This window comes from Pseudomonas sp. R4-39-08 (assembly GCF_003852275.1).
GTDB lineage: Bacteria > Pseudomonadota > Gammaproteobacteria > Pseudomonadales > Pseudomonadaceae > Aquipseudomonas.
The window spans coordinates 3,816,939-3,830,481 of the sequence record NZ_CP027733.1 but is presented as its reverse complement, the minus strand read 5'-3'; the positions used below and the strand labels follow the sequence as shown (position 1 = coordinate 3,830,481).

General features: G+C 46.0%; 14 protein-coding genes. 13 read left to right on the top strand and 1 reads right to left on the bottom strand.

From position 1 onward, the window contains the following. The first annotated feature begins 88 nt into the window (after nucleotides 1–88). The 13 genes from aepX to C4J88_RS17590 all read left to right on the top strand — a co-directional run bounded on the left by aepX (nucleotide 89) and on the right by C4J88_RS17590 (nucleotide 12,938). A complete protein-coding gene (gene aepX, locus C4J88_RS17650; RefSeq protein ID WP_124407696.1) occupies nucleotides 89–1,018 on the top strand; it encodes a phosphoenolpyruvate mutase in 930 nt (309 codons plus the stop codon). Nucleotides 1,019–1,031: 13 nt separating this feature from the next. Then, nucleotides 1,032–2,228, top strand: coding sequence for a pyridoxal phosphate-dependent aminotransferase (locus C4J88_RS17645; protein WP_124407695.1), 1,197 nt, complete (start codon nucleotides 1,032–1,034; stop codon nucleotides 2,226–2,228). Beyond that, complete coding sequence (locus C4J88_RS17640) at nucleotides 2,222–3,073, top strand: phytanoyl-CoA dioxygenase family protein (protein WP_124407694.1); 852 nt, start codon at nucleotides 2,222–2,224, stop codon at nucleotides 3,071–3,073. Before C4J88_RS17645 ends, C4J88_RS17640 begins: the two co-directional genes overlap by 7 nt. A gap of 5 nt (nucleotides 3,074–3,078) precedes the next feature. Then, entirely contained in the window at nucleotides 3,079–4,167 is a 1,089-nt protein-coding gene (locus tag C4J88_RS17635) for a 2-aminoethylphosphonate--pyruvate transaminase (protein WP_124407693.1), read from the top strand. A gap of 2 nt (nucleotides 4,168–4,169) precedes the next feature. Further along, nucleotides 4,170–5,267: an alanine--glyoxylate aminotransferase family protein gene (locus C4J88_RS17630; RefSeq protein WP_124407692.1), complete on the top strand. Its 1,098-nt coding sequence runs from the start codon at nucleotides 4,170–4,172 to the stop codon at nucleotides 5,265–5,267. Between the two features lie 164 nt (nucleotides 5,268–5,431). Further along, a complete protein-coding gene (locus tag C4J88_RS17625) occupies nucleotides 5,432–6,118 on the top strand; it encodes an aspartyl/asparaginyl beta-hydroxylase domain-containing protein (RefSeq protein ID WP_124407691.1) in 687 nt (228 codons plus the stop codon). 17 nt (nucleotides 6,119–6,135) lie between these two features. Further along, nucleotides 6,136–6,903 carry an NTP transferase domain-containing protein gene (locus C4J88_RS17620; protein WP_164487725.1) on the top strand — a complete coding sequence of 256 codons (768 nt, stop codon included), beginning with the start codon at nucleotides 6,136–6,138 and terminating at the stop codon, nucleotides 6,901–6,903. After that, nucleotides 6,900–7,625, top strand: a complete 726-nt coding sequence (locus tag C4J88_RS17615) for a CDP-alcohol phosphatidyltransferase family protein (RefSeq protein WP_124407689.1) — start codon at nucleotides 6,900–6,902, stop codon at nucleotides 7,623–7,625. Before C4J88_RS17620 ends, C4J88_RS17615 begins: the two co-directional genes overlap by 4 nt. Nucleotides 7,626–7,632: 7 nt before the next feature. Further along, on the top strand, nucleotides 7,633–8,382 hold the full coding sequence (locus tag C4J88_RS17610) for an SDR family oxidoreductase (protein ID WP_124407688.1): 750 nt from the start codon (nucleotides 7,633–7,635) through the stop codon (nucleotides 8,380–8,382). 76 nt (nucleotides 8,383–8,458) lie between these two features. Continuing rightward, on the top strand, nucleotides 8,459–9,181 hold the full coding sequence (locus tag C4J88_RS17605) for an inositol monophosphatase (RefSeq protein ID WP_164487724.1): 723 nt from the start codon (nucleotides 8,459–8,461) through the stop codon (nucleotides 9,179–9,181). Further along, complete coding sequence (locus C4J88_RS17600; protein WP_124407686.1) at nucleotides 9,178–9,756, top strand: formyltransferase family protein; 579 nt, start codon at nucleotides 9,178–9,180, stop codon at nucleotides 9,754–9,756. Before C4J88_RS17605 ends, C4J88_RS17600 begins: the two co-directional genes overlap by 4 nt. An 11-nt stretch (nucleotides 9,757–9,767) precedes the next feature. Beyond that, complete coding sequence (aepY, locus tag C4J88_RS17595; protein WP_124407685.1) at nucleotides 9,768–10,898, top strand: phosphonopyruvate decarboxylase; 1,131 nt, start codon at nucleotides 9,768–9,770, stop codon at nucleotides 10,896–10,898. A gap of 108 nt (nucleotides 10,899–11,006) precedes the next feature. Then, complete coding sequence (locus tag C4J88_RS17590; RefSeq protein WP_124407684.1) at nucleotides 11,007–12,938, top strand: glutaminyl-peptide cyclotransferase; 1,932 nt, start codon at nucleotides 11,007–11,009, stop codon at nucleotides 12,936–12,938. A 433-nt stretch (nucleotides 12,939–13,371) separates the two neighbouring features. Here C4J88_RS17590 and C4J88_RS27445 read toward each other — a convergent pair whose 3' ends face one another. After that, nucleotides 13,372–13,524, bottom strand: a complete 153-nt coding sequence (locus tag C4J88_RS27445) for a hypothetical protein (RefSeq protein ID WP_164487723.1) — start codon at nucleotides 13,522–13,524, stop codon at nucleotides 13,372–13,374. Between the last annotated feature and the right edge of the window lie 19 nt (nucleotides 13,525–13,543).

Here is a 13,543-nt window from a genome sequence, read left to right as displayed (position 1 = left end):
CATTGAATTGATCTCTCGTTACCTCTCTATTTATAGAGTTAGCTTCTTGCCGCCTGTCAAAAATTAGAGCATTCAAGGAAAGCGTACTATGCAAAGATTAAAAGGTATAGATGATCTGGAAGAACTGACTTCGATCACTAACTGTGAAAGGCGAAAAACCTTAAGACAGGTTTTACAGTCGAAGCAATGTCTGCGGATCATTGAGGCGCACAGTCCTATCTCTGCAATGATCGCTGAAAAGACGCGCGTGATGGTTAATGATGACTGCCTGGCATACGACGGTTTTTGGTGCAGCTCACTGACAGACTCTCTACTTCAAGCAAAGCCCGATATTGAGATATTGGACGTAAACTTCAGATTAAAGAATATACATAATATTTTTGATGTCACCACCAAGCCGATGATTTATGACGCTGACACCGGTGGAAAAATTGAGCATTTGATTCATGATGTGAGGGCGCTGGAGCGTGCCGGGGTTTCAATGATTGTGATTGAAGATAAAACTGGGCTGAAGAAAAACTCATTGTTGGGAAATGACGTTGAGCAAAAACAGGATGATATTGAGTCCTTCTGTGAAAAAATTTCAATGGCTAAAAAGAGCCAAAACACCCAAGAGTTCATGGTCGCGGCGAGAATTGAAAGCCTGATATTGGACAAAGGCTTAGAGGATGCACTGATTCGTGCCGACGCTTATGTTAATGCGGGGGCTGACGCCGTATTGATACATAGCCGCAAGCGGAGTGGTGACGAAATCATGGAGTTTGCGTCCAGGTTTAGAGCCATACACCCAACAGTGCCCCTGATGTGCGTGCCGACAAGCTATTCCCATCTTCACTATCAAGAGCTGAAGGATATGGGCTTCAATATTATTATTTATGCTAATCACATGATGCGCTCAGCGATTAGCTCAATGGAGTCTGTGGCCAAAAGCATCTTGAGCGAAGGTTGCTCAGAACATATTGAACGAGACTGTATATCGGTCAAACAGGCGCTTGCGTTTATCCCTGGAACCATTTGAGAGTGTATGAGTCATGTTGAATAAGAAAATTACAGACCTCGCAGAGTACGCATCAAAAACCATTTCAAAAAAAGCGAAGGAAATGGGAGACGTTTGTGCGCTGAGTTTTGGCGAACCTTATTTTGGACCGCCGGAATCTGCCAAGTCGGAAATCAGCAAAAACCTGACCTATGACGCCTACATTGAAACCCTGAAGCGCTATGAGGATCCTCGCGGCTCACTGGAACTTCGTCAGGAAATCAGCCGCTGGTACTTGGATAACTACGGCATTTCAGTGTGTGCTGAAACCGAAGTGTTAGTAACCCACGGCGGTGTTGAGGCAATTACGCTGAGTGTTTTATGTACCACATCGGTCAACGACAAGGTACTTGTGAGTGACCCGTCTTATATGTTGTATTCGCGAAATATTACAGTATTGGAGCGTGCGGTTCAGTCGTTGAGCCGGGTACCCAGTGTGCATGAATATCAGGATGCGCTACACAGTATGACGGGTGAGTACACGGATACCCATCTGATGATCATTAACTCTCCGGAAAACCCCAGTGGCTATGTCCTCAGCGAGGAAGACTGGTCGGCAGTCGCTGACTTTGCTGAAACGAATGGACTTTGGGTGCTACACGACGAGGTTTATGATTCAATGGCTTTCGAGCGTACCCACCTCCCAGCGATTACAAACGGTAAGCTGAGACCCAAGACGATCCTGATCAATAGCTTCTCGAAAAAATTTGGCTTACCGGGACTGCGAATTGGCTGGATGGTAGGACCTACGGCATTAATCGATCAAGCGGCCAAGCTCCACGATTATATGTATCTCGGCGTTGGTATTCTGAACGAACAGTCTGCCATCGCCGTACTTAAGTCCAATAATCGTCAATGGTTACTGGATAACTGCCAGGAAATACGCGACCGCGCTAATATTGCGCTGACGACGTTAACTGAGGCGTTGGGCTTCAATTGGTGTCGCTCCCCCTTAGGTGCAATGTTCCTCTTTCCTGAAATATCCGGGCTGTACGAACGGCTTCCGGGAAAATACAAGCAGCATGGTGACTCGAAAGGCGAAGCCGTTGCAAATTACTTACTGATGGAAAAAAGGGTCGCCACCGTTCCAGGGAATGTCTATGGGGAAAACTCGGCCAACTACATCAGGCTGGTGCTGTGTACGCCAAGGGATGAGTTTGATCTGGCGATGAAAAGGTTGTCTACATGCTAAGCCCTGAATCGCTAGCGCTATTACAGGCGAGCGTCCAAGAGCAGGGGTACTGCACCCTCGCTGAGGCGATAACGCCAAAACACGGGCAACTGTTGTCTGACAGCTACGCGTTGCTTATGCAAGAGTCGCTTGAAATTCTTTCCCGAGCCGCTGAGGCAGGTAAATCGTTAGCTGAATTTTACAAAGAAAGTGACGAAAATTTAATCGTCGTGCCTGAAAGTAATGCCAGTCACCATATTTGCCGATTTGAGTATATTTCGAGCCGCTCGGAACGGATAAGGGCAGAGTTGATCCCCTATTTTCAAAGTCTGTTATTCAACATGATCGGCAATGGTTTTAAACTATTTAAAGATAAGTGTAATGTCAAGAATCCCGGTGGAGGCGCGTTCGGGTGCCATCAAGATTATCCGGCCTATGCTGACTTTCCAGCGCCTTACCATTTAACAATGGCAATTTTTTTGGACTCGCCATCGCTGACTAATGGTTGCCTGGAAATGGCGAAAAACTGGAAGGCAATCAGCGATGACGTAACCACACTGGATCGCAACTATCCGGGGAAATTGATTTTTAAGCGGGACCGCCATTCGGGTGATGTATTGCCTGAAATCACGGAACAGTTCGAATGGGAGCAAATACTCACTACCTGCAATGACATCGTGTTATTTAATTCATTTGTGCCGCACCGTTCAAGTACCAATGCCAGCAATGGATCACGCAGGGCCTTCTTTTTTACGTTCACCCCCGAAAGTTTTGGTGATCACTACGGACACTATTACAGAGCCAAGCGACAGGCCTACGATAATCCAACATTTCATCTGTCAACCCCAACGGATCGAGGTCTATAAGCTATATGTTATTCTCAACTGTTGATAATCAATTGCTGTTTACCCCTGGCCCGTTGAATACTAGTGCCACAGTAAAGTCGGCAGCCATGAGGGATATGGGTTCAAGGACCCAAGCGATGCGTGAAGTCACGACTGAGATTGTTGATACATTGCACAAGGTCTCCGAGTTGTCTGCGGACTATACGACGGTGTTATTGCAGGGAAGTGGCACGTTTGCGGTGGAGGCCATGTTATCATCTTTGATTGATAACGATGACCATGCGCTGGTGCTTGTCTCCGGGGACTATTCTTCGCGCATGGCTGACATTTGTAATATTTATGGTATTCAACACCAGTTGCTAAATTTCGAAGAAAGTGAGGGTGTGTGTCCACAAAAATTAAAAGCGTTTCTAGACTCTGGCCCCAAACAGTTTTCTCATTTGCTGTTTGTTCATTATGAGACCGCGCTGGGCGTGGTGAATCCGTACCAACCGATTATCGATATTGCTTGGCAACACGGTTTAAAGGTACTGGTAGATTGTGTCAGCTCTTTTGGATTATTGCCGATCAACTCAGAACGGCCCAACCTAGTGGCTATGGCCTCATCGGCCAATAAATGTATTCAAGGACTGACAGGGGCTTCTTTCGTATTTGTTCAACATAAAGAACTTATGCTTGAGCGTAAAAAAAGGACGCTGGCGTTTGACCTCAAGGCTCAGTCAACCACATTTTTTGCAAGCGGAGAGTGGAGATTTTCACCACCGGTACAAATTCTTTTGGGGCTGAGGCAAGCGCTGCGTGAGTATGTTCAGGAGGGCGGGCGTGCTCAGCGATATAAAAAATATTTCGCCTTACATAAGTACCTGGAGAGCCGACTTAGCACGTTGGGTATATTTCCGATTATCAATGCAGGCGTCCGCGCGCCGATCATCAACACATACTCACTGCCGACGACTATGGATTATGCGTGTCTTTCAGCTTCGTTAATCAAGCGCAATATTGTGGTGTACGCCTCTAAGCTTAAAGGCTGTTTTCGTGTGGGGACCGCAGGTGATATCAGGCCCTCCGATATCGATACGTTAGTGAATGAAATCGACACTACTATGAAGGGTTAGTAATGTTTAATTTTGACGCGATCAACAGCCGAATTACGGGCCCCACGCCGTTGCCACCTTCATCATTGATGTGCATCAATCGGCAGATGACGAGCCACAGAAGCGAAGGCTTCAAAAAAACGGTTGCCAATGTTCAATCCGGGCTACAAGCGCTTATGGATACGACGGCCGTTCCTTTGCTGTTTACCAGTTCAGGAACTGCTGCGATGGAGTCAGCAGTCAATAATCTGCTCGGCCCTGGTGACAGGGCGCTGACGTTATCCTGTGGTTTTTATGGCGACCTGTTTCATCAAATAGCAGAAAGGCGACTTCATCAAAATGCCCTGTTGCTCAGGTTGCCTGATGGTGGAGGAATCGACATTCAACGCCTGGTCGATAATTTGAAACGGTCGACGTTCAAGGCGATTTTTATGACACATAACGAAAGTTCAACCGGCGTCGTCAATGCGTTACCTGAAGTTATTTCGGCCATCAGACAATACAGTGACGCGTTCATTGTTGTTGATGCCATTAGTAGTATGGGTTGCGTGAACCTGCCCTTTGATGAGCTTGGGATAGACGTATTGATCGGCGTGACGCAAAAAGGGCTGATGTCGCCACCAGGGATGTCGATCATTCTTGCCAGTGACAGAGCTATTAACGAATCCAACGTAATGAGTAACTATGGGAGCGTCGCGTTTAATTACGCAAGAGCGCACTCTCTGGCGGGGGATCTTCAAACGCTAACCACGCCCTCTCTGCATGCATTTTGGGGGTTGGAAAATGCTTTAGATATGATCACGCAGCAAGGCATTCAGGCAGTCTTCGACCATCACCGTGCGATTGCCGATCAGTCACGTCGACTCGCCGAGAGCATTGGCTTCACGCTATTTGCGAAAGAGGGCTATAGGTCTAACACCATCACGGCACTGGACCTCAGTGGCTCCATTGGGGCAACAGATATCGCGCGGCGGCTGTTAGCTGATTTCTCAATCACGGTCGGTGTCGGTAACGGAGCGCGTACAGAATCCATTATACGCGTTGCGCACATGGGTTATGTCAACGAGCTTGAGATTGCAGATGTTTATGCTGCTTTAAAACGTGTGACTGCTGAGAGTTAATCGAAGTTGACGTGCGTAATATTTAAGCCTTTATGATTGCCGGTGGTCATTATTTGTTCTGTTAGCAAGGCGTACTAGAGAGCGTACACTAGGTTGGTTTTTCGTCATCATGACGTTGAACTAATAAAATTTTCGTTTATCTTTATATCGGAGGCATTTTATTAATGACGCAGAAGCAAGGTATTCTTGAGAAGCACTTTATCCGAGACGCATTAAACGAAAAGTTCGTCGCGTTTGCCGGCGGGGAGGAACGCGCACCATTTATGGATCCTGTTAACGTTCTTCCGTTCGGTGCAACGCTGGATGAAAATTTTGGGTTGATTCGATCTGAAATTAGCGAGCTTTTGTTACGAAAGAAACTTACGCGTTATGAGGAGATCGATAAGAAGCGGGCAGACGAGGTGTCAAAAGACTGGAAATTATTTTATATAAAGCTGCTGAATGAATACAACGATTTAGGTAAACGTTTGTGCCCAACTATCTACAGGCTGACCAAGGATCAGGCGAATATTCTTTCGATTGCTATTGCTGTATTAGAACCCGGTGTGCGCCTGGCAGCTCACAGTGGTCCCTATGCAGGTATATTGAGGTACCATTTGGGTATCGAGGTTCCCGCCGTTAATCCTCCTTACATTCGCGTAAAAGACCAATATTATACTTGGCAGGTGGGCAAGAGCGTCGTACTCGACGATGTGTTCGATCATGAAGTCTATAATGACGCGTCTGAACGCAGAGTTATATTAATTGTTGATTTTAGTCGGCCGATGCCCACGCTTTATGACGCTCTTAACAAAATGTACCTGAAATATATGCAGATTCGCGCCAAGCGCTTGATCAAGAAGTCAAATTAGAAAATGAGGAGGTGGCTTTGAAAACTCTATTGCTCGCTGCGGGCGTTGGCAGTCGGTTAGGGGGGCTGACTGATAATGTGCACAAGTCTCTATTGGAAATCAATGGCGATCAAACGCTATTGGATTACCAACTTCGCGCCTTGGCGTCTGCAGAGTTGAATGACATCCATATTGTGGTCGGACATTGTGCAGAGTCGGTGGCAAATAAATGTCTGGCGTATTCAGATTTGCACAGTATTCGTCTAATAAAAAATGATTACTATCGCTCGAAAAACATCGATTGGAGCGTGTATCTTGGTTTGCAATCTGTTGAAGACGACGTCATCTATATCGAAGGTGACATGGTCGTGCATCCTAAAATACTCGCTATGCTCAAAAGTGCTACAGCTGACGTATGCTTGATAGTCGATAACAAGCCAAGGAGCCAGTACGTCGACACCGTCGTCCGTGTTCATCCTGACAATAAGGTAGTGTCAATTGAAGTGAAAGAGCATGGTTTTCATACTGAAGCTTCGCTTAAAGCCTCTCTAGGCGAATTTGTGTGCGCGATCAAGTTAAGCAATCGTGCGCGGCGATTGCTCTTGGCCAAGCTTCAAGATTTTACGTTTGATGGAGTCATTAAGTTTTATAATGCAATCAATGATATTTCGTCTGAGGTGGTATTTGATTATCACGACACGTCGGGGCTTGAATGGGTTGAAGTCGATAACGTTGAAGACCTGGCACGCGCTAAGCGTCTGTGTGCAGAAACAAATTTTGGTTTGAGCAAAGGTTTTGCGCAATGACTACCGAAACGAATCAATCCAATACGCCACTGTTAACACCTAACCAAATTACGTTGTTGCGTTTTGCTCTGACGATATGTTTATTTGTGATCTGGCAAACCGTTGATTTGGCGTTTTTCCAGAAAGCTTTTATATGTGTTGTCTTCGCCGTCATATTCATATTGGACAATGTCGATGGAATTGTGGCAAGAAAGTATTCTTTGGTGTCATTGACAGGGCATTATTTTGATGCGGCAGTTGACGTAATAACCTACTTTTTTCTTGCTTTTATTTTATTGGAAGAGGATGTCCTGTCACTGTTTTTTATCGCCTCGATGCTAGTGCGCGAGGTGCTGGTTGTTTATATTAAAGCTTACTTGGCGGAGACCGGTATGCACGTGGCTACTTCACCAATCGCTGTGGTGAAATGTGAATTGATCGGTGTTCCTCTGGCGTTTTTGTATATTGTATATTCAACAGAATTTGTCGCCCAGGTCGTATTCATTTCTGTGCTGTTTATCTATTTTCTTACCCTCAGGCTGTGGTATGGAATCACCAAAACACAGCATGTGGTTTTACTATTAACCGCGCTCGTACCGGTGTTGGCCTATGCCGCAGTAGATGGGGATGTTTCTGTCGCCAACTGGTATCTCTATAGTTATATGTTCATTGCTATCGTCTTTTCATACGTATCAGCGTTTGGTTATTTTAAATTGTTCATTTTCTCAAATAAGAAAAGGTAAGATCTTTATGAATAATAAAGTTTTATTGGTGACGGGATCAGGACGTGGTATTGGCGCCGCCACGGCGTTGATGGCAGCACAGCAAGGATACGCCGTGTGCTTGAACTACATAAACGATGAAACGTCTGCATTCGCTGTGCGCGATAGTATTCTCGACGCCGCTGGTCAATGCATCGCCGTACAGGCTGATGTGTCAAACGAGTACCAGGTAAAAAAGCTGTTTGAACGTATTGATTCCGAGCTGGGTATTATAACGCACCTTGTCAATAATGTCGGAATATTGAAGCAGAAGATGTCAATGATTGATATGCAGGCCGAACGTTTCCAGCAGGTGCTGTTAACCAATGTCATGAGCCTTTTTTATTGTTCAAGGGAGGCTATCCAGCGCATGGCCGTTTCCAGGGGGGGCTCCGGTGGGGCAATCGTCAACGTCTCATCCGGTGCGTCAAGGAGCGGCTCTCCTTTTGAGTACATTGACTACGCAACGTCGAAAGGAGCCGTCGACACCCTTACCACTGGGTTGTGTAAAGAGGTTGCCGCCGACGGCATCCGGGTTAACTGCGTTCGTCCTGGCGGAATTTATACAGATATCCATGCGGATGGCGGTGAACCCCTTAGGGTGGACCGCATTGCCAAGAACTTTCCGATGAAGAGAGGGGGTAAACCTGAAGAGGTTGCGCATGCGATTCTGTGGCTGCTCAGTGATGATGCTTCATTCGTCACAGGCAGCTTTACAGACTTATGTGGTGGCTTGTAAGTTGAACACATACTCAAGAGTAGTTCAGGCTGACATATTCAGGCGGCATACGCATTGCTTAAAGGTCATACAGCAATTGTCTCGCTACCAGATGCAGCAGATGGCTTGTCCTATGGGCGTCGCTATAAAAGCTGATTCCAGCCCCGTCTCAGTGGTCGATATCGCGACTGAACGGACCTTCAGAAAGAGTCTGCGTGACGATTTCCCCACTGATAGCGTTCAGGGTGAGGAGTTGGGGGCTACTGAGGTGGCAGACTATAACTGGGTAATTGATCCAATAGATGGCACCCGAAAGTTTATCAGGGGTATTCCCACCTGGGGAATTTCAATCGCTTTAGAGTATCGGTCTAAGGTGATCGCGGCGGCTATCGCCGTTCCGGCTACTGGGGAAGTCTGGTCTGCGATTGATCAAGGCGGGGCATTCAAAAATGGTGCCAGAATAAAAGTGAGTACGACCGCTAAGATCAAGGATGCTTACATCACGACTTCGGCCAGAAAGTACTTTTCAGAAATAAACCAGCTCGCGTGTTATGACGAGATTCATGCACACGCTTTACACGATCCTGGCTTTCTGGATGTTTATAGTTTTGCCATGTTGTGTGACGGAAGAATTGATGGAATTGTTACCTGTCAAGATAACTGGTGGGATATTGCAGCCGCGACATTTATTTTAAAGGAGTCCGGTGGCTGCTACAGCCTTTCGGCTGACCCACCGCGCTTAGATAATGGAGTGAACTATTTCAGCAACGGCAAGATACATAGAAAATTATCTTCAATTATCAGGGGTGTCATACGGTGAAGACGTGTGTATTGATAACAACAGCCAGAGAAGAACAAGCCGCCATTATTTATTCAATGACTAAGGCGTGGTTTGACGTGAAATTGTTTTCCAAGCACGATTGGGAAAATAAACACGTCACTCCAGAATTGGAAGACATTTTAATGTCCGGTGACGTTGATTATTTATTCAGCTTTTGCTGCCCCCTGATAGTTCCTGAATACCTTTTGCAGGCGGTTCGTAATCTGTCTGTGAACTTGCACCCTTCACCGCCTGAATATCCAGGCGTCAAAGGGGCCTACAGGGCATGCTGGGACAAGAAAACCGAATTTGGTGTGACGGCACATTTAATGGAAGGAAAGGTTGATACCGGCGAGATTTTAAAGGTTAAACGGTTTCCCATCGCTAATAATGATGATCCTGCGGCCCTGACGCTTGAATCGTTCCGGCACAGTGTTGATTTATATCAGGAAGTTGTTCGCGATGTTGCGTGCGGCGTACCTTTCGCGAGCAATGAGTGTTGGTCAAACTTCACCATGACCCGGAGACATTTTGAGATATTGCAAGCTGACATAAATCCAGTTAATGCTAACTGAGCGAGTGATTGATGATATCGCCATTTGACTTTCTAACCGCGCTTAAAGAACATGATATAGATAGCTATTATGGAGTCCCCGATTCTCTGTTAAAAAGCTTCGGTCAGGCGTTGGATGATTCAGCATCAGTAAGTAGCCACAGTATCGTACCCAATGAGGGTATTGCTGTTTCTCGGGCTATTGGATATTTTGCTGCAACGCGGCAGCTTCCTGTCGTATATATGCAGAACTCCGGCTTGGGCAATGCCGTGAACCCGCTGCTTTCATTGGCTGACTCTCAGGTGTGCGGCGTACCTATGTTACTCGTAGTGGGGTGGCGCGGAGAAATGGTTGGCCAGCAGCAGATTGCCGACGAGCCGCAACATCGGAAACAGGGCCGGGTTACTCTTGAGCTTATTGAGTCCCTGGGGTACAGCTATTTTATCGTCGATAAAGCCAGTTGCTATAAAACGATCATTGATGAAAGCGTTGAGCTTGCAAAGCGCAAACAAGAGCCTGTTTTTTTGGTTGTGCGTAAGGATACATTTTCAAATGTTCACTCGGAAAGTCCTGAGAATAGATTTGATATGGCGCGTGAGGCGTCCATAAAAAATGTGCTGGCCTTGTTGCCCGATACGTGTATTACGGTAGCGACTACTGGAAAGATAGGTCGAGAACTATTTGAATTGAGGCAGTCTTTGAAAATGCCTCATCACTCTGATTTTCTATGCGTTGGAGGGATGGGGCATGCGTCAAGCATTGCTTCAGAGATAGCTTGTCATAAGCCAGAAAGAACCGTCGTTTGCTTTGATGGTGATGGAGCAGCCCTCATGCATTTAGCATCCATGCAACATGCAGCGTGCCAGAAAAATCTCCTGCATATTATCTTGAATAACTGTGTTCATGAGTCTGTTGGTGGACAAAGTACCACATTCGATGAGCTCGATGCCGCCTCATTGGCCAGAACGTTTGGTTATGCAAAGTTTTCTTACATAACGGATGAAAAAACGCTGTGCAAACAGACTGCACTGTTCTTGCGTTCTCCGGAATCCACGTTGTTAATCGTCGGTTGTAAAATCGGAAGTCGTAGTGATTTGGGCCGCCCTACCGTATCTAGTAAAGAGCAATATGCGTCGTTTTCAAATTTTGTTATTGACCAGTGAACTCAATAATAGCTGCACTAAGGTGCTTTAGGCTCGGCGATCCGTCGGCTTTGCGGGCACCAATTTAGGTACTTGGCGTATATTACTTAGGGCTGTCAGGAGCGAAAAATGAAAGATGTGGTAATCGTTGTATCTAGAAATGACTATACATCTTTGCTGAAGCAAGGCGAATTGATTGAGGCCCTCAAGGGAAGAAATGTAATTTATATTTTTTCTGTCAGGTGCGCTGTTATTCCACACGCCACTGAGTTTGAAGAGCTTCATCTTATCGATATTGTGAACTCGAAAGTATATCTACTGGATTTGTTGAAGTTTATTAGTCTCCGCTATACGGTGACGGATATTGTATCTACTGGCGAAGAGGATTTGGCCCCCGCAGCCTATGCCAGAAATGCCTTTAATCTGAAAGGAATATCGTTTGAGCAGTCAACTTTGTATCGCAACAAACTGTTAATGAAAGAGCGGTTAGTATCGACAGATATTCAGCTCCCCACCTTTTCTTCGGCCGCTGATGTGCGCGCTTTATCTGCAATGCTGAGTAGATTCGGCAAAATTATCGTCAAACCTAAGGAAGGTTATTCCTCTAAAGGCATCATGGTCATTTCAACGCCTTCAGAACTCGATCACTTTTTGTCAGAGCAGGACTATTGCATTGATCGGTTCGTCGCCGAAGAGTTTATTGATTTAGATGTTTATCATCTTGATGCAGTTGTAGTGAACGGGGAGATTCTTTTTTCGACATTGGGTAGATACCATGATCCGTTGGTGAACTTTAGCACCAGTCAATGGTTGGTCACATCAATTACTAATCAAACTTCTGCACTACATGAACAAGCCAAACACGCATTGCTGAAAATTTTACACGCTTTTGAGACATGTCGAGGTGTTTTTCACTTTGAGTTTTTTTCAGACGGTACAAACCTGATATTTTGTGAGATCGCAATACGCCCTGCGGGTGGTGGTATTTCAGACGCAATCTATGAAGGGTGGGGGATCCATCTGCATGAGGTTAACGTTCAGCTTCAATTGGCTATACCTTTTACCCTGCAGCGAGTGCAAGAAAAGCATGTTTCTATCATTTTAATGATGAATCAGCAGTCGGGAGTCGTCACAGGATTAATGAACCAGAGGTTTCTTCAGGAACACGCGCACACGATTTTGAAGCGCAAGTCGATTGGTGATCGGGTCTCGCCGTCGCAGTTCAGTTCAGATAGTGTACTCAATGTGGTATTAGTGAGTGACGATGTTCAGAGTTTACACAGAGCCATCAGAGCTATTATCTCTAAGCCTTACTATCAAATAGAAGAGCGCATGGCTGCCCGATCTGTCGACACCCTACCTCAGAAAGAGTTCTTTAATGTTGTACGTGTGTTGCCGCATAATCAGGCCTCATTCACTCAAGGATTGATTATTGATGGTGATTACATTGTTGAAGTCACCGGGCTGTATGAGGAGTCGAAGATAAATGTTATCGAGCTGTCCAGTGGAAGACTGGTCAAATCAAATAATTTGCCTGACGAAGTGTGGGGTGAAGGTTTAGCCAAGCTGAATGGAAAGTATTATGTACTTACTTTTAAAGAGCATAAAGCTCTGGTAGTTGATCCTGCCAGTTTATCCATTATAGATACCCTCAGCTATGAGGGCGAAGGATGGGGATTAACCACAGACGGTATATGCCTGGTTATGAGCAATGGCACTGACGAAATTTCGTTTAGAGACCCTGCTGATTTTTCGGTGCAACGAGTTATTCAAGTGACGTTCAAAGGGAAAAAGGTTTCTAATATTAATGATTTGGAATGGGTAAATGGTTTCATATACGCCAATGTCTGGTATGCAGAGGTTATCCTAATTATCGACCCGCAGGATGGCAGGGTCATCAAGTGGGTTGATATGGCGGGCATGCAGTTTCAACTCGATAATTACGATAAGCGTACTAATACTCTTAACGGTATAGCTTATGACCGCCTCAACGACAGGTTCTATGTGACAGGAAAAAAATGGTCGAATATTTTCGCAGTCAAGTTCATTGCTGGCGCGTAGAGAATAAGAGTGCATTCTTGTCAATGCGCTTGGCACTCTGGGACTCGTTGTTTTACGCTCGAGCGGTTCTTTCCCGGATATACAACAAGCCTTTACGGCGTGTCGGCTTTAACAGGCGAGTAATTCACTAACCGTATTTCCGAACTGGCTGCTGGCATCAGGGTCTCGCTTGTCTTAAAGCCCGTATTGAGCGTCAAGCGTTACTAGGCATTCAGCAAAACAACGTAGCCACCGAAAGCATGCAAATAATTTGAACTACCATCTGGCAGCGTATCTCACCATTCGTTCTCGTTAAGCTCATCTGTCCGACGTACATAATGGCTACCTCTTTTCAGTGACGGGGCGTGCAGCGAGCACCACAACGCGATGCGGCTCTCTTGAGTATAGGCCCGGAATCGGATTTTTCATGCTCGAAGCCATACGAAGCGGCGGATCACAGTTTTTCCTGCTTCAGCGGCACTCTTTGTTCAGTAATCAACGCCAGTGCGCCGCGCCAGCCGCGCTGATCAGACAGCTTGACCGACGATGGCGCTCGTCTCGACAGGTGAATAACTAAATTCGCACCGTGCTCTACTTCACCTTGCACCTTAGAACCTTCTTTCTAC

What these genes read in the sequence shown, in the direction of transcription:
- C4J88_RS17610 (WP_124407688.1), top strand. Translation starts at nt 7,633, where the DNA reads ATGAATAATAAAGTTTTATTGGTGACGGGATCAGGACGTGGTATTGGC.
- aepY (WP_124407685.1), top strand. Translation starts at nt 9,768, where the DNA reads ATGATATCGCCATTTGACTTTCTAACCGCGCTTAAAGAACATGATATA.
- C4J88_RS17640 (WP_124407694.1), top strand. Translation starts at nt 2,222, where the DNA reads ATGCTAAGCCCTGAATCGCTAGCGCTATTACAGGCGAGCGTCCAAGAG.
- C4J88_RS17645 (WP_124407695.1), top strand. Translation starts at nt 1,032, where the DNA reads ATGTTGAATAAGAAAATTACAGACCTCGCAGAGTACGCATCAAAAACC.
- C4J88_RS17630 (WP_124407692.1), top strand. Translation starts at nt 4,170, where the DNA reads ATGTTTAATTTTGACGCGATCAACAGCCGAATTACGGGCCCCACGCCG.
- C4J88_RS17590 (WP_124407684.1), top strand. Translation starts at nt 11,007, where the DNA reads ATGAAAGATGTGGTAATCGTTGTATCTAGAAATGACTATACATCTTTG.
- C4J88_RS17615 (WP_124407689.1), top strand. Translation starts at nt 6,900, where the DNA reads ATGACTACCGAAACGAATCAATCCAATACGCCACTGTTAACACCTAAC.
- C4J88_RS17635 (WP_124407693.1), top strand. Translation starts at nt 3,079, where the DNA reads ATGTTATTCTCAACTGTTGATAATCAATTGCTGTTTACCCCTGGCCCG.
- aepX (WP_124407696.1), top strand. Translation starts at nt 89, where the DNA reads ATGCAAAGATTAAAAGGTATAGATGATCTGGAAGAACTGACTTCGATC.
- C4J88_RS17625 (WP_124407691.1), top strand. Translation starts at nt 5,432, where the DNA reads ATGACGCAGAAGCAAGGTATTCTTGAGAAGCACTTTATCCGAGACGCA.